Origin of the sequence: Psychrobacter sp. P11F6 (assembly GCF_001435295.1) — a bacterium.
Taxonomy (GTDB): domain Bacteria; phylum Pseudomonadota; class Gammaproteobacteria; order Pseudomonadales; family Moraxellaceae; genus Psychrobacter.
This window is the reverse complement of sequence record NZ_CM003594.1, coordinates 2,500,574-2,522,754: the sequence shown is the minus strand read 5'-3', so window position 1 is coordinate 2,522,754 and position 22,181 is coordinate 2,500,574. Positions and strand designations below refer to the sequence as shown.

The following is a 22,181-nucleotide window of genomic DNA, read 5'->3' as shown; positions in this document are numbered from 1 at the left end:
AAAGGGGTTATCAACAAAGAGATGGCTCACATTATATAGGAAATTCAATATCCATTTCGGGAGAGAAGGGCAAAATCTCAGAAATATATTCAGTATCGTATTTGTACCTATTAAAATCAATATTATCCCAATTTTGTTTCTACGGATTTGACGGTAGAGGTCAATAACTCAAGCGTTGTTGAGGCTCGATATGGCTCATTGAGATCGCGGGCACTTATCTTATTAATGGCAGGTATAGTGTTCATTTAAGCTTGTCCGTTAAGTGTTGAGCCGTAAATGCTTATCAAAAGTTATCCCAGTACGGATTATCACCAAAACGCTCGGCAATAAAGTCAATCAAATAACGACAACGCTGCGATAAGAATCGATTTTTAGGATAGACCGCATAAGCATTTAAAGTGGGTAATTGATACTGCTGCAGGATAGGCACCAGCTCACCGCTGATTAAGGCTTGATACGTAATAAAAGTTGGCAGAAAAGCAATACCATGACCTTTGACTGCCATCTCCCGCAAAAAGTCCCCATTATTGGCTTTTATTTTACCGTTTACGGCGACTTGATGCTTCTTACCTTGCTTATCTATCAGTTCTATCGCGCTAGATTTGCTCATACCATATTGTAAAAACTCATGTTCTGTCAGATCGTCAAAAGTCTTTGGCGTACCCATTCTCTCTAAATATTCAGGACTGGCGCATAACGCATAACGAATCAGTGCCAGACGTTTGGCCTGATAACTGGAATCTTGCAACTCTCTAATACGAATTGCTAACTCAAACCCTTCCTCAATCAAATCAGTATGACGATCAGAAAAATCCAGCTCAAACTTTAACTCAGGATGCTGATTGGCGTATTCATCGATGACATCGTTTAAATGCATCAAACCAAAGGACAATGGCGCAGTCATCTTTAATGTTCCTTCGATACGTGTCGGAGTACCACTCGTCTCTTCATTCAGCGCATCCACTTCACTGAGTATATGGTGCACCTTTTGATAATACTGCTCACCAGCTTGGGTTAAGTTTGATTGACGCGTGGTTCGGCTAATCAGTTGACTGCCCAAGCGTGTCTCTAACTCCTTTAAACGCCGGCTTACCGCAGATTTTGCGATATTCAGTTGCTCGGCAGCCTTGGTAATACTGCCTGCTTCGACAATACGCACAAACATTGCCATATCTTCTAATTGTCCCATGTAAACCACCTCTTAATTGTTCTTTAAATAAGAACTTACATTTGCAATTATCACGGTTTATCTAATTATAAGCAACGAATACAATAAGGCCATCGCATAATCAAATAAAATTTAAAAAACATTCTATTACTGGAGAAAACCCAGGGATAAACTACAAGAGCTTAGCGTCCCAATTGGTCGCCTATTTTTATCAATGATTTTTATCTTTTCAGGCTTTACTAAAATTACCGGCTACGCGGCCACTCAAGGTTATATGGAATCAATGGGTGTACCTGGGATGTTATTGCCGCTGGTCATCGCGGTTGAACTTTTCGGCGGCCTCGCTATTCTCTTTGGTTTTAAAGCGCGTTTCGTTGCTATTTTACTCGTTGGATTCAATATTATATCAGCGCTGCTTTTCCATCAATTCTGGATAGATGAATCACAGATGAACCCTTTCATGAAAAATATTGCGATGGCGGGTGGTTTCTTGATGATATTTGCTCATGGAGCAGGTGCTTATTCAATCGATAACAATAATCATCGCAGAATATAGTAAAGTAAATGGCTTAGAAAATATCGTCTTATCATCATAATCAGGGAGCCGCTATGAGTACATCAATCAACATCGCCTTAATTATTGGCAGCTTGCGAAAAGCATCTATCAATCGTAAATTTGCAGAGTTTATTGCGGCGCAGATGCCTGAAAGCGTGTCTATAAAAGAAGTCTATATCGCAGACTTACCGCTTTATAATCAAGATTATGATGATACGACTATCGATAGCTATGAGCGTGTGCGTCAGCAGCTGAAAGGCGCTGATGCCGTATTAATTGTCACGCCAGAGCATAACCGCACTATGCCAGCCGCCTTGAAAAATGTCGTAGATATCGCCTCACGTCCTTATAAAGAAAGCGTGTGGACCCACAAAAAAGTTGCGGTAGTGACGGCCTCGCCAGGCAGTTTCGGCGGTATCAATAGTGGCCTTGATGTCAGAAAAAGCATGCAAATGCTTTCGGCACAAATGATGATTGATCCTGAAATTCATTTAAGTTATGCAACTGACAGCTTAAATGATGATGGCAGTGTTAGCCCGCGCACACAGAAATTCTTACAGCGCTTTGTGACTGATTTTGTGGATTTTGCAGGAAATACTAGTGAGTAAAACGGTAACTAATAATAATACTGCGCCTGTACATGATGAGCCACCAAGCTTTTGGCAACGCTATCAAGCGCCTATCCTATTAACGATAGTTGGTGGGGCGATTGATACCATTGGCTTCATCACTTTATTTGGCTTTTTTACCGCTCATGTCACGGGTAACTTAGTACTGGCTGGTAGCGGTTTGGTTAAAGGTGAAGATGGCTTGTGGATCAAGCTGGCATCGGTACCGCTTTTTATAATAACGGTGGTTATTACCAAAATATACATTGATAAAAGCCGGAAGCAAACGTTAGTACTCAGTCATTTGTTTTTAGCAGAAGCGCTATTTTTGACCGCCTTTATGATAGCAGGATTGTCCTTTCAACCTTTCACTGAAGCAGGCGATATAACCGTCGCCATTACTGGTGGTTTAGGTCTAACGGCGCTTGCTATTCGTAATACGGCTAGTAAAACAGTCATCAAACATATGAGTCCTACAGTATTAATGACGGGTAATACGACCCAACTGGGTATTGGTCTGTCAGATTATATTGCCAACCGTAGCACTGATAATGCTAAAAAATTGGGACATAGCGCGGCATTGGTTATCAGCTTTGTGATTGGCGCACTACTCGGCGCGGTGCTGTATGTAAATCTCAGTTATTGGGCAGTCGGTTTGTTTGTCATTCCTGTGCTGTACTTATCACTACTAGCGCGTAATTCGGAGTTCTTACAGCATATGAGCTAATAAAAGCTCTACCGTTATTGAGTAATGCCATTAATCGTAAAAAGCCATGATGATTTATCATGGCTTTTTCGTTGAGCGTCACTGTAACTATTTTGAACTCCTATAGTTAACAAATAATAAAAGCGCGACGGTACGGCTCATATCAATTTTTGCCGCCTCTGTCTGCGAAGGCACAGCAAGCAAGAAAATGGATATGAGCCGTGCATGAGGTATCGATATTACGTTTCACTGACTATAAGTTTAAGCCTTTGCGCCATGAAACACCGAATTGGCTTGGTATTCTGGATGCTTACCAATATAGGACTTTACATAAGGACACGTTGGTTTAACGCGTAAATCTCTAGCAGCGGCGTTATCTAAGATGATTTTGACCAAGTAACCAGCGATACCTTGACCACTAAGCGAATCAGGCACGAATGTGTGCTTATACTCAACACCTTCCTCACCTGCGGATGTGGTAAAAAACTCATACTCTTCAAACGCAACCTGATCATCGATATGAATTTCAAAACGTTTTTGAGCTTTGTTGTCGATGACTTCATTATTCAATGTATGTAGATTTGACATGGTTTCCCTCTCTTTATCATTAATATTTTTTATACCTACTTATTGGTACTAACGGGTGACGCGAATGATGGCGTGACTACTATATTACGTTAATTCTAAGCATCTATTGTTCTATAAATAAGAATAGTTATTTGCAATAAGCACTGTTTATCTATATCTGCTCAACAATTATAATAGACCCATAGCTTAAACAAGCCAATTAAAAATAAAGGATAACTTATGAAAACGATTTATCATGCAGCAAATTCTCGTGGCGATGCTAACCATGGCTGGCTCAAAAGCAAGCATACCTTTAGCTTTGCCAATTATCATAATCCAGAGCGTATGGGTTTTGGTGCGCTACGAGTCATCAACGATGACTTTGTTATTGGTGGTCAAGGTTTTGGCAAGCACTCACACCGTGATATGGAAATTATCAGTATTCCATTATCTGGCAAGCTCGGTCATGGAGATAATATCGGTAACCAAGGCACTATCGAGACTGGTGAGATTCAGGTCATGTCAGCGGGTACGGGTATTACTCATAGCGAGATGAATGGCGATGCCAATGAACCTGTCAAGTTTTTACAAATTTGGGTAATTCCCAACAAAATGGGCGTGACGCCGCGTTATCAGCAAGTGCGTATGGATGAGCACATGAAAGCTAATGAGTTCAACCAAGTGCTATCTCCAAACGCGGACGACGCGGGCGTTTGGATTCATCAAGACGCTTGGTTCCATATGGGTCATTTTGACAAAGGTGTGACTCAGAATTATGATTTAAAAGATGCCAATAACGGTGTTTATGTCTTGGTACTAGAGGGTAAAGTTACTATCAACGGTAACGTTCTTGATACTCGTGACGGCCTTGGTATCTCAGATACCAAAAGCTTCACGATGGATGCGACCGAGGACGCAAGAGTACTACTAATGGAAGTACCTATGTATTAATTGATACAAAAAATAGTAGTAATTCATAATCATGTATTCAATAATCTGTAACTATAAATCATAAGAGGTGGATGATGAGTATTCAAACCCTAGAGCCAAGGTTGGCTGATGTCGGCGGTATTCCGATTGCCCGTTTATTACCCAATAAAGGTAAACAGCCTATCGGTGCGTGGTGCTTTTTAGATCACGCTGGTCCTGCTGACTTTGGTGAAGATGAAACCGGTATGCAAGTCGGTCGTCATCCGCACACCAATCTGCAAACCTTTAGCTGGATGTTAAATGGCGAAGTACTGCATAAAGATAGCTTAGGTAACGAGCAAGTCATTACCAAAAACCAAGTCAATGTCATGACTGCAGGTACAGGTTTGAATCAAGGTATCAGTCATACGGAACAAAGCGTCTTTCCAGACACTGGTGGTTCGTCAGAGGCGGCGCGTGCTATCAGTATGGTACAACTCTGGATTGCACTACCGACGGATCAAGAGATTGAGCGCGGTTTTCATCATTATCCAGAGCTACCAACGTGGACGGAAAATAGTGTTGAGATGATTTTGACCACCGGTAGCTATACCAATGCTTCAGGTCAGCACTTTAAAGCGCCTACCATCCAATACTCCAAGCTGGTCGGTATCGACGTGTACTTCACCGAAGATGGCGAGGCTACACTGACTTTAGAACCGAGCTTTGAATATGGCATCTTAGTCTCAGAGGGTGAGATAGAGTCTGAAGGTAATATTTGTAAGCAAGATCAGTTATTTCGCTTCCACGATAGCGATGTTGCTAATAACAAAAGCATCAAGCTGGTCGCCAAAAAAGGCACCCGTGTGATGTTTATCGGCGGTGAGCCATTAAACAACCAAGTGCTACTGTGGTGGAACTTTGTTGCGGACAATAAAGCAGAGATCGAGCAATCCATCATCGACTGGAATAATGGTCATGAGCGTTTTGGTAATGTTGACTCAGATATGCAACGTTTGCCAGCACCTGAATTACCTCAAGGTTTTAAAGGCTAAAAGAAGGCTAAAGATTAAAAGCCTTTTATCATTTACTATATTTTTAATATAAACCTAACGGAGAACATCATGTCAAATCTAAAAGATTTACAACAATTGGCAGAAAAGCGCCGTTCTATTTATGCGCTTAGCGACAATCTATCCGTAACGAATGATGAGATTGTCGATTTGGTGGAACATGCTATTTTGCATACGCCATCCGCTTTCAACTCACAATCAGCACGTACTGTGGTGTTATTTGGTGAAGATCATAAAAAATTATGGGACATCACTGAAGAGACACTCAAGGTGATTGTTGGCGATGACGAGAAGTTCCAAGGTACTAAAGATAAAATCGCAGGCTTTAGAGCGGGTGCGGGTACAGTATTGTTCTTCGAGGACAAAGGCGTCGTGAGAAACATGCAAGAAGCCGCCCCTTTATATGCGGATAAATTCCCAATCTGGGCACATCAAACCAGCGCGATGCATCAATATGTAATTTGGACGGCATTGGCTAGCTTAGATATCGGTGCTAACTTGCAGCATTATAACCCTGTCATCGATCAGAGAGTTGCTGATGCTTGGGACATAGCTGAAGATTGGGAATTGAATGCGCAAATGGTGTTCGGCGCTATTGAGCAGCCAGCAGGTGACAAAGCGTTTCAGCCAATTGATGAACGTATGAAAGTATTCGGCTAATAATTTTTAGCGTTAAAGACCGTATAACCAATGAAACTGCTATGAAAATATCATAGCGGTTTCATTGGTTTTTTTATAATTATAAACTGGGGTAATATGATTTTATAGCAGACTATAACTAATGTAGTAAATCCTACTAGCCCAGTTGTTTAAGATATGCCTATAGAAGAATTCAAGATCATCGAGCGCTTTAATCGGATGCTTCGGAATTTAAGAAGCGTCGGATTAAGGGTTATCTTGAATACTAGCGTTTATAAATATATTTAATAGCCAATTACTGTCAGCAGTCATTAAACTATCTTTATTAGATGAGGTGCTAAGCGCTAATGGCTATGTTCATCATCATGTCCAGCTTTCACACCAAACCAAGTCACATGAGAAGGTGTGAAATTTAGTGTTATTTTTGACTCGATTTTACCATCATGAGGATCAATCTCGATAATTTGCTGGTTTGAGTCATCCATCATATAAACCATTTGCGTGTTTGGGTTAACAATAAATGAGGGAACCGCTTTGCCTTCGATGCCATTAGGGAAAACATTTAATACGGCGGTTTGCTTATAATTTTGTGCAACATCGAGTATATATAGTTTGCCGGTATCATCGAGTAGCATTAAATGCTCTCCATGGGCATCAAAATCATAGCTGACAATACGGCGACTGCTGTCTGTTGTCCAGACAATCGGTGTCATGTTTTTACTGACAGGATCGACACGGTAAGGCTGACCGCAAGCAGTGCCAATGGCATAATTATGATGGTGGTTAGTGATGAATGAGCCAATTCGAGCAGGACTATTGCTTGTACCATCACATTGAATATTGGTTAGGCTGCTGGGATAGGAAATTTTTTCGGCGCTGAATGTGTCTCCGGTTTGTTTGACGCTTAAAACGCCATCGCTACAAGCAAAGACACTGTAATCTGTGACGCTGCCACTGCCATGCAACCCCATGCATTTTGTCTCAAAGGTTTGGCTTATATGATAGTGATCACCATGCTGTTCAAATACAGAGAGCGTATCAGCCAGTGAGCTACCAGTTGTCTGATAACGCTGCGAGGCAATCACATAATTGCCTCTAGGTTCCGCTGTACCGTGCATGCTGGTATTAAGCTTTTGATAAGGCAGTGTACCGTCAGCTATACCGGTATCTGTTACAAGTACAAATCCAGCTTCTTTTACAGGGTTTTCTATGGGATTGCCTGTCGCACCTAAGCCGTCAAAAAAAAGCCCTGCTTGCTCTCCAAAAGTTTGAAAATGTACAGGACGGGTATAGTTGAGCTGTAATGGCATTTTTGCCGCATCACGAGCATATGGGTGATCATGATCGCCATGGTTTTCAATCTCAAGCCCACTATGATAAAAATTGACTGTGTTATTAGTACGATCCATGACGACGGCGTAATGACCATCTGGACTACTTTGTACGGCATCGGCTTGACCGGTTAATGGTAAGGCTTGTATCACTTTATCTTGAGCAAGGCTATAAATGTAAGCTTGACTGCCATCTTTTGCAGTGATGAATAAACGACCTTGTTCCATTTCAGTGCTGACAGCAGACTCATCATCATGGTCATGATCGTCTCCATGGTCGTGGTCATGTTCTGAATCTATGATTGGTGTTTTCCTATCATCTGATGACCCGCAGCCGCTAAGTGCTGAAACGGCGATTAAAGAAGAGAAGGCGAGCGCGATGGCACGGCTTAAGGCATTTGTTTGATTCATAAAGGACTCCAGTCATAAGTTATGAGGCTTATGACAATTGATTACGGATTGCTAGTTACTGGTGACTAATGAAAAGAGAGTAGGCTGTTAGAAGTTATAGGTGATACCCGCATTGAAAGAGCGCTCTGGCATTGGCACTTGTTCAGCCAAATAAGAGGCATGATTATAGGCAAGCTCGTTTAGAATGTTTTCGACTTGAAAAAAAGCGGTGTAATCATGAGCGCTCGAACTATGGTAGACAAGCTTGGCATCAACCATGTTGTAGCTCGGCGTATTGGTTTCAAAATCAGCAATGTGATCTTGCTCAAAACGATGATATCCAGACAGCACCAAATCAAATTGACCAAATTGAGAGGTAATATCACCACCAATACGGGGCGCTACCAATCTTGGCGCGTATTTTCGTGTAAGGCTCGCATCATCTAGCGTTATCAGCGCAATGTCGGCAAAGCTGCCAATACTAATATTGTCATTAAGATAATAGCGTGATTGAATTTCACCACCATAATGTTTGGCATCGCTTTGGACATAATCCACTAAACGGAAACCAGCAGACTCTCCTTCAGTAGCAATATCTTGAGTTTTGGCATAAATATAATTTGTACTGTCGTTATAAAAGACAGAAATACTACTATCAAAACGATTGCCATTGTCGTAACGCAAAGTGAGCTCTATGCCATCAGTAGATTCTTCTTCTAATTGCCCATTACCACGCTCCCAAGTATTGGTTGCAAGATGGGCGCCATTAGAAAACAACTCTTGTGGAGAAGGCAATCTTTCAGAATGACTGATTCTGGCTGACAACTGCGTATTAGGCGTAAGATATTTGCCACCTTCTAAACTGACAGATGTTCCGGCATGTGTTTTTTCGATGTTATTGTCGTTATCTATTAGATTTTGAAAATCTTGACGACCGCCAAACTCAATATACCAAGGACTTTTGCCTTGTTTTCTTAAAATACTAGACGTATCGAGAGGAGCGTCGTTCGTCGTCTCACCATGATTATGACCAGCATGGGCATCACTTGCAGATAATGATTGACCTGCAAATTTATCAGCATTCTGTATTTTTGCGCCAAAATAATCTGGCGTGAGTCGTTCAATGAAAAACAAACCGACCTGTGTACGATCAGTTTGCGGCAAATAACCTTCTAGCCCAACAGCAGAAAACCGACTGTTTGTGTAATCTAGACCGACCACACCTTTCATAAGACCTAGATTGCCTGTTTTATACGTGCTATGTGTGGCTTGAGCTTGAGCACTAATGGCTTTGTTTTCAAAAGTTGTGCCCACCGCACCTTCATCTATTTCATCGTGACGGTAGTCTGTATAGCTGAGTTTCGTATTGATGCTATCGACGCCTATCATGGGTAATTTTCGCTCTGCATGGAGCTGATAGACGTTTGACGTCATATCGACATAGGGCGCTTCACCATGATCGTGGTCATGTTCGTGATCCGCCTCACAGCTCAGTTGGTTGGTCAGTACGCTATCAGGTGAGCATTCATTATGCACATGAAAGGGCAAGCCATATTCTGAAGACAGGCGCTGATATGATGCACCGATATAGCCCATATCAGTCACATAAGACAAGCCGATGCTACCGTTATCTTGCGTGTACCAACTGTTGGCAATCTCATCGGTATCTAAGTGTGGCACTTGGATATTGCCTTTATCCGTCTTTTGGTAATACCCACTCCATAGCCAGTTTTCACCGATACTGCCATTGAGTTCTGCATAACCTAAATAACCGTCTGTGGCTTGTTGACCAATCAATGCCAATTTTCCGCTGATGTTGTTTTTAGGCTTTTCTTTAGGAATAGTGTCATTAACAATATTGACCACACCACCGATAGCACCGCCACCATACATCAACGCTGACGTGCCTTTGATTACTTCAACTTGTTTGGCACCTAGGACAGGTACCGCCACTTGATGGTCTGGTGAGATTTGTGACGCATCTTGTACGCTCAAACCATTTTGCATGACTTGGACGCGCGGTGCGCTTTGCCCTCGAATAATTGGTCGGCTTGCGCCTTGCCCAAAACTATCAGTAGACACGCCAACTTCATTTGCTAGTGCATCACCAAGCGTACTGCTTGTCTGAGTAGTGAGCGCATCGCCAGTAACAATACTGGTTGCGGTTGCCATTTCATTCGCTTGTGGCAATAAAGGGTTAGACGTCACCACTATGGTGTCTAGAGTCACCGAAGGGTGGGTCGTATCAGGAGAGTTTAGGTGAAAAGATGAGGATGTCATAGGTTTGATATCTACCATCGTATCCTTCGCATTTACTGACAAACTTGCCATACCTAAAGCTGTCGTTACTGAGAATACAGTCGTTACCCGGCGAATACTAAAATTAACTGAAGATACAGAAGTATAATCAGGTTCTCTTAATCTGTTGATATGAAAAATTGGAGACATGAGATTACCAAAATAAGAAGTTATATAGGGATAAATAACGATAAGAGTAAATATTTTCGTTATGTTATAATATAACATAAAGATATACAAACTTTATATTTCAGTAAGGTGTGCATATTAGCTATGCTTACACGAGGTAACTTCAATATTTGACTTTCTTTGTGAGTGATAAATGTGACAGTCATTCAATGAATATGTTGGTACTGAGATAATAATGAGTATGTCGAAAGTTAGAAAAATGAATGTGTTAAGAACTATGGTTCAGGAGAATATCAATCATAAAAAGCCTTATAGGTCTCTGGTCAATGAATTGATACGTCTGAAATATAGAGCACTTTGTAAGCCAGTCTCTGAAGAAATAAGAACGGTAGGCAATAAATCAACAATAGATCGTCTGGACTAATGACAGTTTGCAGGAATTCAGCACCAGAGTTTAGGATTTCATATGGCTGAAAGTGTTATATTTTGGAAGTTTAAAACCAACTTTGAGTGATAACTTGAATAAAAAATAGCTAGTTTAGCTTTAACGACAGCTGCTAAGAGCAAACGTTATATGAGGGGACAGGCTTTAGAGTAGGTTACGAATGCTACTCTATACGTTTGGCACAATTGAATAGAGAGAACGTAGGCAAGTGATACTAGTAATCTAGGGTTTTTGGATAATCGCAGTATATTTGTTAAGCAGTCCAATATTATTTGAGTGACCTAATCACCTAATAGAATTGGCTCTATTGCTTATTTATGCAAGGTGTTACTTTTAATAGCGCCAGTGGCTGCTAGATTCATTAGACGTTGAAACCTCGGACACTCCAAGTGGTTAGGGGCTGTGTAAGTTGCCGCAAGTTGCAGCCCATCACGCATAGCGCTTAATTTTTGAATCGTTTCATCCAGTTCAGAGGCTTTGTTCAGCAACAAATCTCGATCAACATCTAGGGTTTTTTCAGACCCTAATATCCCAGTAATCTCTTCCAGTGAAAACCCTGCAACACGTCCTAAAGCAATTCAGGCCAGACGCTCTAATATATCTTCGCTGAAAACTCGGCGGATACCGTGCCGACCAACAGAGCGAATTAGGCATTTTTTCTCATAAAATCGTAACGTTGAAGCAGGAACACCAGACTGTTTAGCAACCTGCGAAATATCCATAATGCCCTCTTGAATTAAAGTTGACTTGAAGTTGACTTGAAGTTGACTTGAAGTTGACTTGAAGTTGACTTGAAGTTATATGCAATCATCACATTGATACTGAAACCAGTAAGAGAGTCATCATGGATAACGTCGTTTTTATAATATTAATCGGTATTGGCGCTACAGCTGTGATGGACTTATGATCATTACTCAATAAGTATTTATTTAATATTCCACCGAGCAACTGGGGAATGGTGGGGCGTTGGATTGCTTACATGGGTCAAGGGCGGTTCCGTCATGACGCTACTGCAAAATATAATACTATTCATGGTGATCTTTTTATTGGGTGGAGAGCCAATATTTTACAGACAAAAAAAGCCCCAGTCGTTAGACTGGGGCTTTCTAAATATTTGGTAGGCATAAGCAGACTCGAACTGCTGACCTCTACCATGTCAAGGTAGGTCAACCAAATATTATGATATGACATTATCTTACATGTATTGATTCTATTAGCTTTTAGCTATTCTATATTTAAAAAAGGGCAAGGTGAATGAGTATAAGATAAAGTTTAGCACGTATTTGGGCACTATAATTTTATAGTATTTTTACCTCCACTTTAGCTTCGGTTATGACAAAATCAGTGCGTTTTCTATCCAAAATACTCTTCTTTAATTCTGTTTTTCAAGGTGCTTTCTTCTTCTTTCAATTAGCATGAATTGTCTTATTTGTTTTTTTTCTGCATAATATAAGGAGATTAGGGTTTTAATCCCTGCATATAACTGAGAGAAATATGAAGCATATTACCTATATTCATGAAAATAAAGACTGGACTGAGTGGCAATGGTCAGATAAAAAACTATTGCCATTGGTGAGTCGTGTGCGGATATTACAAGGCCATTTACTAGGAAAGCTGCTAACAATAGGGTTTGATCTGAATGTTGAGGCACAGTTAGATGCGGTGACCTTGGAGATTATAAAAACTTCTGAAATAGAAGGTGAGACGCTAAATAACGAGCAAGTGCGTTCCTCAGTTGCGCGGCATTTAGGGTTAGATAACGCCAGTATGCCAACCACTACTCGTGAGATCGATGTAGTGGTAGAGATGATGCTAAGTGCTACCTATCGTTATCAACAGCCGCTATTGTTAGATGATTTACTTGGATGGCATCGAGCATTATTTCCAGATGGATATAGTGGGCTATATCGCATTCAAGCAGGTAGTATCCGTGATGATAGTAAAGGGCCAATGCAAGTAGTGTCTGGTGGGTATGGTCGCGAGCGGGTTCATTTTGTTGCCCCGAGTGCGAATAGGTTGCCAGATGAGTTAGACAAATTTTTATTGTGGTTTAATACTTCGTCAAATGAGCAAGACGATATAGATTTGGTCATAAAAGCAGGTATTGCTCATTTATGGTTTGTGACTTTGCATCCATTTGATGATGGAAATGGACGACTAACACGAGCAATCACAGAACGAATGCTAGCGCAAAGCGATAACAGTGCCCAGCGCTTTTATAGTATGTCAGCGCAGATTCTTAAACAGCGCAATGAATACTACAAAATACTGGAGCGCACGCAAAAAAGCGATACTGATATCACGAATTGGTTGGTCTGGTTTCTACAAACACTAGAACAAGCACTTATTACTGCTCAAATTACCACAGATAAAATTATTCATAAAGCGAGTTTTTGGCAAACCCATCGACAGCATGCTTTGAACACCAGACAAGTCACTATGCTCAATATTTTGCTAACGGACTTTTATGGCAAACTAACTACGAAGAAATGGTCAGTGAAGACTAAGTGTTCTATAGACACAGCACTAAGAGATATCAATGATTTGATAGAGAAGGGGATGCTGAAAAAGTCTGAGGCTTCTGGGCGTAGTACGAGTTATGAGTTGGTTTTATGATAAACATCATATTTTTCAAGTCTGCTATGACAGCAAGAAAGTATTCGAATAAGCTGTAATAAGTACAATCAATTCAGTGATCTAACATAAGCAGTTCCACGATAACATTCTATTTTGAGTGGTCTGTTAATGGGTTCCAGTGAGGTATACCTAAAAAACTTCCGCCAGTTGTCTGATCAGAATCTCCCAAGTTTAAGTCTACGGGATTGACGGCAGGGGTCAGGTAATTCATTTTAACAATATATTTAAAATAAATCATATATACTATATATGAGCAAGCTGTTGAATGTTTCATTTACGAGTTATTACATACGCTCTTGAGTGCTTCTATTCGATTTTAATAAAAAATGATAACTTTAGTTCGTTTAGCAGCTAGAGGATTGGCTAGATCTAAACACAAAAGTTTTAGGCAAGCATAAATATGGAAATTTATAGTACACATAGAAGTGCGATTTATTCAGTACGAGAGGCAACTAATCTATATTTACTTGATGAAGGTCGTCAAGAGGACATACCTAGGCTGTCACAATATTATGTAGAAATTGATAGTTATGAAGGGGATATGATTCCTTTACATTTAATTAACAAGGAGGTTGATGCTATATGTGATTTTTTCCAAGATACTTATCTTGGTTTAAAATTACATTTAAGAATGAATTTTGCTTCGATGCCTTTTTATAAGTCTATTAAGGAGTGCATAAAGCCATGTCTTAATAGTAATGAACAAATATTGTTTTTATTAGTAAGCAGGTTAGTGCATTGCTTCTTTTCTCTTGTTACTGGATCGATTGTCCTTAAATTGGTGCTAGAGAAAAGTCGAATTAGGTTCGATTTGGTTCTTAGAGAAGAGTATGTCTTGAACAAGCATCAAATTGATGGAGTGCTGGTGATAGTTTATAGACTTATGGAAGAGCTTTGCCCTGGGGCTATAAAGAAAATAAAAATTGGTCACCGCAGTAGTTTGTATGAGCTAGATTATTATAGATCAGTCTTTGACGTTCCTATTGAGTCAAGTCAAACAACAAGCTTGGTTTATGCGCTTGAAAATACAGATGATTACAGTAATGTTATCGATTTTTTAATACAGAATGAAGAAGATATTGGTAAGAATTTCCTTGTTAACCCTTTGTTAAACCTCCTTTCAGTGCAGATTACTGATTCTGACTATAAACGCCGGTGTGAAATCGCTATTGAGACTTTAATAGGGTTTAGCCAGCCTACGCGTGGCAATGTGTCTAGTGTAATGAATTTAAGTATTAGTACACTGCAGCGGAGACTCAAGGATGAGGGTACTACATTTCAAGAAATCTTAGAGGAAACTAGAAAGCGTCTTTCACAGGCATACCTAGCAGAAAAGAATATATCGACTAACGACATTACATACTTACTAGGATATAAATCTCCTAGCCAGTTTTTTAAATGCTTCAAAGCTTGGTTTGGCGTAACCCCTAAAGCTTATCGTGATAGTGGTATGCGCGATATACGTACTGCTTAAAGCATAAAAGAAAAGAGCAGATGAATTTTAGTAGAACTGAGACCTAGAGATTCGTCAAACTACCTAGGTAAATGATAGTGAGTATATAACCGCATCCTGTTTTAATTTTTAATCTCTTTTAACAAAATTCCCCAGCCTTTATAGGTGATAAGTACTTCATTCCACTCTGATAGAGCGGTATCAACTAAGAATCGTCACTTAATACTCTATTTATAAAACCCATCAAATCCTAATGTTTGATGGGTTTTTTTGTTTCTGTATCTTATCTCTTTTTTATGTTAATTCGGGTCAAACTTAATTCGTATTATGTTATATCGCATTAAGATGAGCTTAAGGTATTTTGAATAACAATATACTCTATATAGTGATACATATGTTATACAGCTCATTGTTGTTAAAGTTTAATCCATATAAAACCGATACAGTATTTATAACAATCCTAGGGCGTGTCCCTAATTGGAAAAAGTAAATATAGGCGCTAAAATAAGGTCTATATTTTAGCGATCGATAGGTATTCATTAAAGATGGCCAGACAAGCATTGACCGATAATCTCTGGAAACAGCTACAAGTGACAATGGCACAACATGGTTGCTACCAAAAAGATAAGAATCGTGACGTGATGGAAGCCATTCTTTGGAAACTACGTACAGGTGCTCCTTGGCGTGATATACCTGAAGAATTATGCCCGTGGAAGACAGCTTATAACCGTTTTAATCGCTGGTCAAAGACTGGTTTGTGGGAGAAATTTTTTTTAGCCTACGAAAAGAAGTTGATACGGAATGGGTATTCATCGACGGAAGTTATATACGCTGTCACCAACATGCAAGTGGAGCTCGGCTTGGTGAAGACCGAGCAATTGGACAAAGCCGTGGCGGAGCAACTACAAAGATACACCTATGCTGTGATGCCGATGGATATCCGCTCGATTTTAAAATCACTGGGGGTGAAGTCCACGACAGTCAAGTTGCAGGTGAATTGATTGACATGATTGGACAAGCTGATTACTTTATCGCTGATAAAGGCTATGACTCAGAAGCCATCAGAGACAAAGCCCGTACCCACGATATGGTGTCTGTCATCCCTAAAAGGAAAAATGCCAAACAGCCTAATCCAGAGTTTGATAGCTATTTATACAAACTGCGTCATCTTGTAGAAAATATGTTTGCAAGGCTCAAGCATTTTCGTAGCATCACTACTCGCTATGAGAAGTTGGCTCGCAACTTTAAGTCTATGCTTTACCTAGCGTGTACCATTATTCATTGCAAGATGAATTGAGGACACGCCCTAATTAATGAAATAAACAATCACTTGTTCAGTTAATTATCGCAAGCAGGTGCTTTCTAGCATCGCTGATGGTATGACTATTCAAGAAGCTTCCCTATTTTATGGACTTAGTACCAGCACCATTTACAGCTGGCAACAGTCCGATTGTGTATCTTGACGAGAGTGGATTTGAGGCTGAAACAATAAGATCTTATAGCTATGCACCGATTGGAACCCCTTATGTCGATAGCTTTAAGTGGCTTTTTTAATGGGCTTCTTATGCTTAAAAAATCTACTTGCATCATAAGCGACAAATATTATTCACATGAGTTCCATTGTCATATTTGATGATTTCAAGTTTCTCAGTTGTTATGTGGCACTTCAAGTCAATATTAAGCTGTCAAGTTCGTTTATTAATTAATTATTGCTTATAAGTCTGTTAAGTAATACTTTTATATATAATACCAAAAAATATTGCGGTAATTTATCGGAGTCATTATGAATGAATCCGATAAGTGGTGGAGAATTAGGTGTGAATGGTTAAAGTAAATTTCTGTAATCATGTACTATATTAAGGATAAGATAAACATATGATTGGAGTTAAGTTTATAGGACTCAATGAAAAATTATTAACACTTTGATTTACATGATCTCTAATTAAAAATCATTAACCACTAAATAATGTTATAAGTCAGGATAATACTATGAAGAAAGTACTTAAGAAAAATATTATTGCTATCATTGTGCCAATCACCTTATTCGGTATTTCTTCTTGCGCTATGGTTGGTGGTGTCCACAACGAAGGAGACGTACGCCGCGTCGATGGTGTTGTGTGGAACAACCAGGTCAACACTGATATCAACGAAGTGTTAGAAAAAGAAGTCGCTAAAGACAAAACCCGGTTGGTATTCATTCGAAGTAATGATGATTATTCTGAACAAACAAGTGCTAATGTTTCTGTCAATAATAGATTCCAAGTCAGTTTACATGCCGACAACTATACTGTTGTTAACTCATGTGTTGGTACGAATCAGCTAAGTGCTCATGCAACAGGTTTTAAAAATAATAATTTATTAGCAGATAAACAAGACTATGAGCTAACAGGTGGTCAAACTTATTTTTTTCATATTAGTATGAATAAAGAAGGACAAAGTACCTTAAAGCAAATTACCTCTGAAAGTGCATTAACATTTCTAGCTAATAAGCGTTATCAAAATCATCAAGTCAGTCGAGTTATTCCAAACTGTGCACTACCTATCGTATCTGAAGAACTCAAAATTGTATCTCCAGTTATTGTAGAAACGCAACCGCCAGTTTTAACCGAAAAGATTGTTATTGATCTTGAAGTATTATTCGAAACCGATAAAGCTATCGTGCGTCCAGAATATTACTCAAAAATCATTGAAGTAGCAGAATTTATGAAAAAGTACCCCAACACAGTTGTGGTTATAGAAGGTCATACCGATAATCGCGGTAAAGATGCTTATAATCAGGCCCTATCCCAACGCCGAGTAAACGCAGTAAAAGAGGTGTTAATTACTCAATTTGGTATGGCAGTTGAGCGCTTAAATGCAGTTGGCTATGGGGAGTCGCAGCCGAGAGCAAGCAATGATACTGTAGAAGGTCGCCAACTCAATCGTCGAGTTGTTGCCGTAGTTGAAGAGCGCGTACATAAATAACTAATAATGTTATCTGCAGGCAAATAAAGCTGCCTAATATGAATATATGCCAATCTGTATTATTTGACTTGAAAAAATAGAAGGTAAGAAAATGAATACGATTACAGTGAAAACCAATGATGCGACTAAGACCATAGATCAAGTACAAGTAGTGACTAAGAATGGAAAGCCTACAATTATCACAGCTATGGATAAAGTGAATTACGAGTTTCATGATACTGCTATAGGCCGTGCACCAAACCACATTATCACTAAACGTTTGAAAAATGATTTACACGTCTCATTTGAAGAAGACGGTAAAGAGAGTGACCTTATTATAGAAGGTTTCTACGATAGTGCAGATAGTGCGCTGCTTGGAATTTCTGAAGATGGAGAGTATTATTATTATATACCAGACACTGGCGAAACCTATGACTATGTAACGCAGCTAGAAGAAGGTGCGGTTGAAGGGCAGGCTTTGGGTGGCCAAGAGTATGCTGCTGCTATACCTTGGTGGATGCCTGCTGCTGCTGGTCTAGGACTGATAGGTATAGTAGCCAGTAGCAGTAGTAATAATAGCTCGTCAACCACTCCTCCTGTTAATGAGGCACCAGTAGCTGAAAACGATACAGTCAAAGGTGAAACAGGTCAGCCTGTTATCATCGACGTAGTAGCTAATGACAGCGATCCTGAAAACGACTTAGACCCAACGACAGTCAAGCTAATCGACCCTGTAACAGGTAATGAAGTCACCAATGTAGTAGTAGATGGCGAAGGTACTTGGTCAGTTGATGGCAGTACAGGCAAAGTGACCTTTACGCCAGAAGCAGGCTTTACAGCGGATCCAACGCCAGTGGATTATGTGGTGTCTGATAAAACAGGTGAGAAATCTAACCAAGCGACGATCACCGTTGATTATCCACAAAATCCGCCAGTAGCTGAAAACGATACAGTCAAAGGTGAAACAGGTCAGCCTGTTATCATCGACGTAGTAGCTAATGACAGCGATCCTGAAAACGACTTAGACCCAACGACAGTCAAGCTAATCGACCCTGTAACAGGTAATGAAGTCACCAATGTAGTAGTAGATGGCGAAGGTACTTGGTCAGTTGATGGCAGTACAGGCAAAGTGACCTTTACGCCAGAAGCAGGCTTTACAGCGGATCCAACGCCAGTGGATTATGTGGTGTCTGATAAAACAGGTGAGAAATCTAACCAAGCGACGATCACCGTTGATTATCCAGGAATAGTGAGTATTAGTGGCACCAAAAGCTTGAATGAAACCGCGGCTGATGGCAGTGCTAATGAAGCGACTTATACGGTTAGCATTAGCAACCCAAGCACGGAAGACACTGTGGTTACTATCACGATTAGTGATGGCAGTACCGAGGGTTCAGCTGACTATACCGCTCCTGTCACTCAAGACGTGACGATTCCAGCGGGTCAAACCTCTGTTGACATCAAAGTACCGATTGTGGACGACAACCTATTTGAAGGCCCTGAGAACTTTACCGTTACCGTTACTGATATTACTTCAGGTAACGCAACAATTGGTCCTGAAAACAGCGTCAATACCACAATCTATGACGATGGTACCACAGACGGTAAAACACCAGTTGATCCTAATGATCCGTCAGTAGGTGACGACAAACCTGTGGTTGGCATTATTGCAACCAAACCACAAGCCGTTGAAGGTGAGGTGGGTAACAACGCCTTAGAATTCACCGTCTCTCAAAACAACCAGAGTAACTTTGACACCACCGTTGACGTTAAACTAACTAGCGGTACTAGCGACATCAACGCCGCTGACATCGACAGCATTGTTTATACAGATGCGAGTGGCACTGAGATCACCTTAACGACCCAAGCTGAGATTCAGAACTTCCTAGACAATGGCGTCAGCGTCAAGATAGAAGCGGGCAGCACGAGTGCCCCAGTCATCACCATCAACGTCGCTGATGATGCCGTCTATGAAAAGTCAGAAGATTTAGTACTGGATATCAGTAATCCAAGCAATGCGGCTATTGGACCGAATGGCACTGCCACTGGTACCATCTTAGATGAAGACAATGGCAACCCTAATGACGGCAGCACCACCGATGGCGATAAGCCAGTTGTTAGTATCATTGCTACAGAACCGTCAGCCGTTGAAGGCGAGACGGGCAATGACACCTTAGAATTCACCATCTCTCAAGACAATGTCAGCAACTTTGACACTGTCGTCACGGTCAACCTTGGCACAGGCACTACCGTAGATGCTGATGACATTGATCAAATCTCTTACACCGTTGAGGGCGGCCCTGATGTGGTCATCACCGATACACAAGAGATCGCTGACTTCTTAGCTACTGGCACCGTGACTATTCCAGCAGGTAGCAGCTTTACCCCAGTCATCACCGTCACCGCCAAAGACGATGACATCTTCGAGAACAGCGAAGACCTAGTGTTCGATATCAGCACCGATGATGACTTTGCTACGGTCAGTCCAACCCAGGGCACTGCCACTGGTACCATCTTAGATGAAGACAATGGCAACCCTAATGACGGCAGCACCACCGATGGCGATAAGCCAGTTGTTAGTATCATTGCTACAGAACCGTCAGCCGTTGAAGGCGAGACGGGCAATGACACCTTAGAATTCACCATCTCTCAAGACAATGTCAGCAACTTTGACACTGTCGTCACGGTCAACCTTGGCACAGGCACTACCGTAGATGCTGATGACATTGATCAAATCTCTTACACCGTTGAGGGCGGCCCTGATGTGGTCATCACCGATACACAAGAGATCGCTGACTTCTTAGCTACTGGCACCGTGACTATTCCAGCAGGTAGCAGCTTTACCCCAGTCATCACCGTCACCGCCAAAGACGATGACATCTTCGAGAACAGCGAAGACCTAGTGTTCGATATCAGCACCGATGATGACTTTGCTACGGTCAGTCCAACCCAGGGCACTGCCACTGGTACCATCTTAGATGAAGACAATGGCAACCCTAATGACGGCAGCACCACCGATGGCGATAAGCCAGTTGTTAGTATCATTGCTACAGAACCGTCAGCCGTTGAAGGCGAGACGGGCAATGACACCTTAGAATTCACCATCTCTCAAGACAATGTCAGCAACTTTGACACTGTCGTCACGGTCAACCTTGGCACAGGCACTACCGTAGATGCTGATGACATTGATCAAATCTCTTACACCGTTGAGGGCGGCCCTGATGTGGTCATCACCGATACACAAGAGATCGCTGACTTCTTAGCTACTGGCACCGTGACTATTCCAGCAGGTAGCAGCTTTACCCCAGTCATCACCGTCACCGCCAAAGACGATGACATCTTCGAGAACAGCGAAGACCTAGTGTTCGATATCAGCACCGATGATGACTTTGCTACGGTCAGTCCAACCCAGGGCACTGCCACTGGTACCATCTTAGATGAAGACAATGGCAACCCTAATGACGGCAGCACCACCGATGGCGATAAGCCAGTTGTTAGTATCATTGCTACAGAACCGTCAGCCGTTGAAGGCGAGACGGGCAATGACACCTTAGAATTCACCATCTCTCAAGACAATGTCAGCAACTTTGACACTGTCGTCACGGTCAACCTTGGCACAGGCACTACCGTAGATGCTGATGACATTGATCAAATCTCTTACACCGTTGAGGGCGGCCCTGATGTGGTCATCACCGATACACAAGAGATCGCTGACTTCTTAGCTACTGGCACCGTGACTATTCCAGCAGGTAGCAGCTTTACCCCAGTCATCACCGTCACCGCCAAAGACGATGACATCTTCGAGAACAGCGAAGACCTAGTGTTCGATATCAGCACCGATGATGACTTTGCTACGGTCAGTCCAACCCAGGGCACTGCCACTGGTACCATCTTAGATGAAGACAATGGCAACCCTAATGACGGCAGCACCACCGATGGCGATAAGCCAGTTGTTAGTATCATTGCTACAGAACCGTCAGCCGTTGAAGGCGAGACGGGCAATGACACCTTAGAATTCACCATCTCTCAAGACAATGTCAGCAACTTTGACACTGTCGTCACGGTCAACCTTGGCACAGGCACTACCGTAGATGCTGATGACATTGATCAAATCTCTTACACCGTTGAGGGCGGCCCTGATGTGGTCATCACCGATACACAAGAGATCGCTGACTTCTTAGCTACTGGCACCGTGACTATTCCAGCAGGTAGCAGCTTTACCCCAGTCATCACCGTCACCGCCAAAGACGATGACATCTTCGAGAACAGCGAAGACCTAGTGTTCGATATCAGCACCGATGATGACTTTGCTACGGTCAGTCCAACCCA

At 41.4% G+C, this 22,181-nt stretch carries 18 protein-coding genes and 1 pseudogene; 12 read left to right on the top strand and 7 right to left on the bottom strand.

The genetic code is table 11. The features are described from left to right. Nucleotides 1-122 precede the first annotated feature (122 nt). Nucleotides 123-245, bottom strand: coding sequence for a hypothetical protein (locus AK822_RS15185; protein ID WP_265732812.1), 123 nt, complete (start codon nucleotides 243-245; stop codon nucleotides 123-125). A gap of 38 nt (nucleotides 246-283) precedes the next feature. Beyond that, nucleotides 284-1,189, bottom strand: a complete 906-nt coding sequence (locus AK822_RS10335; RefSeq protein ID WP_060491579.1) for a LysR family transcriptional regulator — start codon at nucleotides 1,187-1,189, stop codon at nucleotides 284-286. 172 nt (nucleotides 1,190-1,361) lie between these two features. Here AK822_RS10335 and AK822_RS10330 point away from each other — a divergent pair, with 172 nt between their 5' ends. The 3 genes from AK822_RS10330 to AK822_RS10320 are packed head-to-tail and all read left to right on the top strand — an operon-like array spanning nucleotide 1,362 to nucleotide 3,059. Then, nucleotides 1,362-1,724 (top strand): DoxX family protein, encoded by a 363-nt coding sequence (locus AK822_RS10330; protein ID WP_228139085.1) that lies wholly within the window; start codon nucleotides 1,362-1,364, stop codon nucleotides 1,722-1,724. A 53-nt stretch (nucleotides 1,725-1,777) separates the two neighbouring features. Continuing rightward, nucleotides 1,778-2,332 (top strand): NADPH-dependent FMN reductase, encoded by a 555-nt coding sequence (locus AK822_RS10325; protein ID WP_060491577.1) that lies wholly within the window; start codon nucleotides 1,778-1,780, stop codon nucleotides 2,330-2,332. Then, a complete protein-coding gene (locus AK822_RS10320) occupies nucleotides 2,325-3,059 on the top strand; it encodes a YoaK family protein (protein WP_060491576.1) in 735 nt (244 codons plus the stop codon). Before AK822_RS10325 ends, AK822_RS10320 begins: the two co-directional genes overlap by 8 nt. Nucleotides 3,060-3,299: 240 nt before the next feature. Here the strand turns inward: AK822_RS10320 and AK822_RS10315 are convergent, their stop codons facing one another. Beyond that, nucleotides 3,300-3,626: a GNAT family N-acetyltransferase gene (locus AK822_RS10315; RefSeq protein WP_060491575.1), complete on the bottom strand. Its 327-nt coding sequence runs from the start codon at nucleotides 3,624-3,626 to the stop codon at nucleotides 3,300-3,302. Between the two features lie 219 nt (nucleotides 3,627-3,845). Here AK822_RS10315 and AK822_RS10310 point away from each other — a divergent pair, with 219 nt between their 5' ends. From AK822_RS10310 to AK822_RS10300, 3 genes are all read left to right on the top strand, one after another. Beyond that, nucleotides 3,846-4,556, top strand: coding sequence for a pirin family protein (locus AK822_RS10310; RefSeq protein WP_060491574.1), 711 nt, complete (start codon nucleotides 3,846-3,848; stop codon nucleotides 4,554-4,556). A gap of 74 nt (nucleotides 4,557-4,630) precedes the next feature. Continuing rightward, on the top strand, nucleotides 4,631-5,569 hold the full coding sequence (locus AK822_RS10305) for a pirin family protein (RefSeq protein WP_060491573.1): 939 nt from the start codon (nucleotides 4,631-4,633) through the stop codon (nucleotides 5,567-5,569). Nucleotides 5,570-5,638: 69 nt separating this feature from the next. Continuing rightward, nucleotides 5,639-6,247, top strand: a complete 609-nt coding sequence (locus tag AK822_RS10300) for a nitroreductase family protein (protein ID WP_060491572.1) — start codon at nucleotides 5,639-5,641, stop codon at nucleotides 6,245-6,247. A gap of 323 nt (nucleotides 6,248-6,570) precedes the next feature. Here the strand turns inward: AK822_RS10300 and AK822_RS10295 are convergent, their stop codons facing one another. The 4 genes from AK822_RS10295 to AK822_RS15130 form a co-directional block, all read right to left on the bottom strand. Next, nucleotides 6,571-7,968, bottom strand: a complete 1,398-nt coding sequence (locus tag AK822_RS10295; protein WP_060491571.1) for a YncE family protein — start codon at nucleotides 7,966-7,968, stop codon at nucleotides 6,571-6,573. Between the two features lie 87 nt (nucleotides 7,969-8,055). Further along, nucleotides 8,056-10,395, bottom strand: a complete 2,340-nt coding sequence (locus tag AK822_RS10290) for a TonB-dependent receptor (RefSeq protein WP_087945627.1) — start codon at nucleotides 10,393-10,395, stop codon at nucleotides 8,056-8,058. A 735-nt stretch (nucleotides 10,396-11,130) separates the two neighbouring features. Continuing rightward, nucleotides 11,131-11,397: a MerR family DNA-binding protein gene (locus AK822_RS15135; RefSeq protein ID WP_228139083.1), complete on the bottom strand. Its 267-nt coding sequence runs from the start codon at nucleotides 11,395-11,397 to the stop codon at nucleotides 11,131-11,133. Continuing rightward, entirely contained in the window at nucleotides 11,398-11,541 is a 144-nt protein-coding gene (locus AK822_RS15130; RefSeq protein WP_228139013.1) for a MerR family transcriptional regulator, read from the bottom strand. Nucleotides 11,542-11,741: 200 nt separating this feature from the next. Between AK822_RS15130 and AK822_RS15285 the strand changes: the two are divergent. The 6 genes and pseudogenes from AK822_RS15285 to AK822_RS15010 form a co-directional block, all read left to right on the top strand. After that, nucleotides 11,742-11,984 (top strand): annotated as a pseudogene (locus AK822_RS15285) (DUF2938 family protein); the annotation flags it as partial. Between the two features lie 329 nt (nucleotides 11,985-12,313). Beyond that, complete coding sequence (locus AK822_RS10280) at nucleotides 12,314-13,435, top strand: Fic family protein (protein WP_060491568.1); 1,122 nt, start codon at nucleotides 12,314-12,316, stop codon at nucleotides 13,433-13,435. A gap of 421 nt (nucleotides 13,436-13,856) precedes the next feature. Further along, nucleotides 13,857-14,930 (top strand): helix-turn-helix transcriptional regulator, encoded by a 1,074-nt coding sequence (locus AK822_RS10275; RefSeq protein ID WP_060491567.1) that lies wholly within the window; start codon nucleotides 13,857-13,859, stop codon nucleotides 14,928-14,930. Between the two features lie 524 nt (nucleotides 14,931-15,454). Further along, nucleotides 15,455-16,206 (top strand): IS5 family transposase gene (locus tag AK822_RS14710; RefSeq protein WP_157292369.1). Its coding sequence is split into 2 segments (ribosomal slippage): nucleotides 15,455-15,662 and nucleotides 15,662-16,206, totalling 753 coding nucleotides; the frame shifts between segments, so codons are not numbered across the junction. A 692-nt stretch (nucleotides 16,207-16,898) separates the two neighbouring features. Continuing rightward, nucleotides 16,899-17,873 carry an OmpA family protein gene (locus tag AK822_RS10260; RefSeq protein WP_060491566.1) on the top strand — a complete coding sequence of 325 codons (975 nt, stop codon included), beginning with the start codon at nucleotides 16,899-16,901 and terminating at the stop codon, nucleotides 17,871-17,873. A 91-nt stretch (nucleotides 17,874-17,964) separates the two neighbouring features. Beyond that, nucleotides 17,965-22,181: beta strand repeat-containing protein (locus AK822_RS15010; protein WP_167541675.1), on the top strand; the 4,217-nt coding region annotated here is incomplete at its 3' end.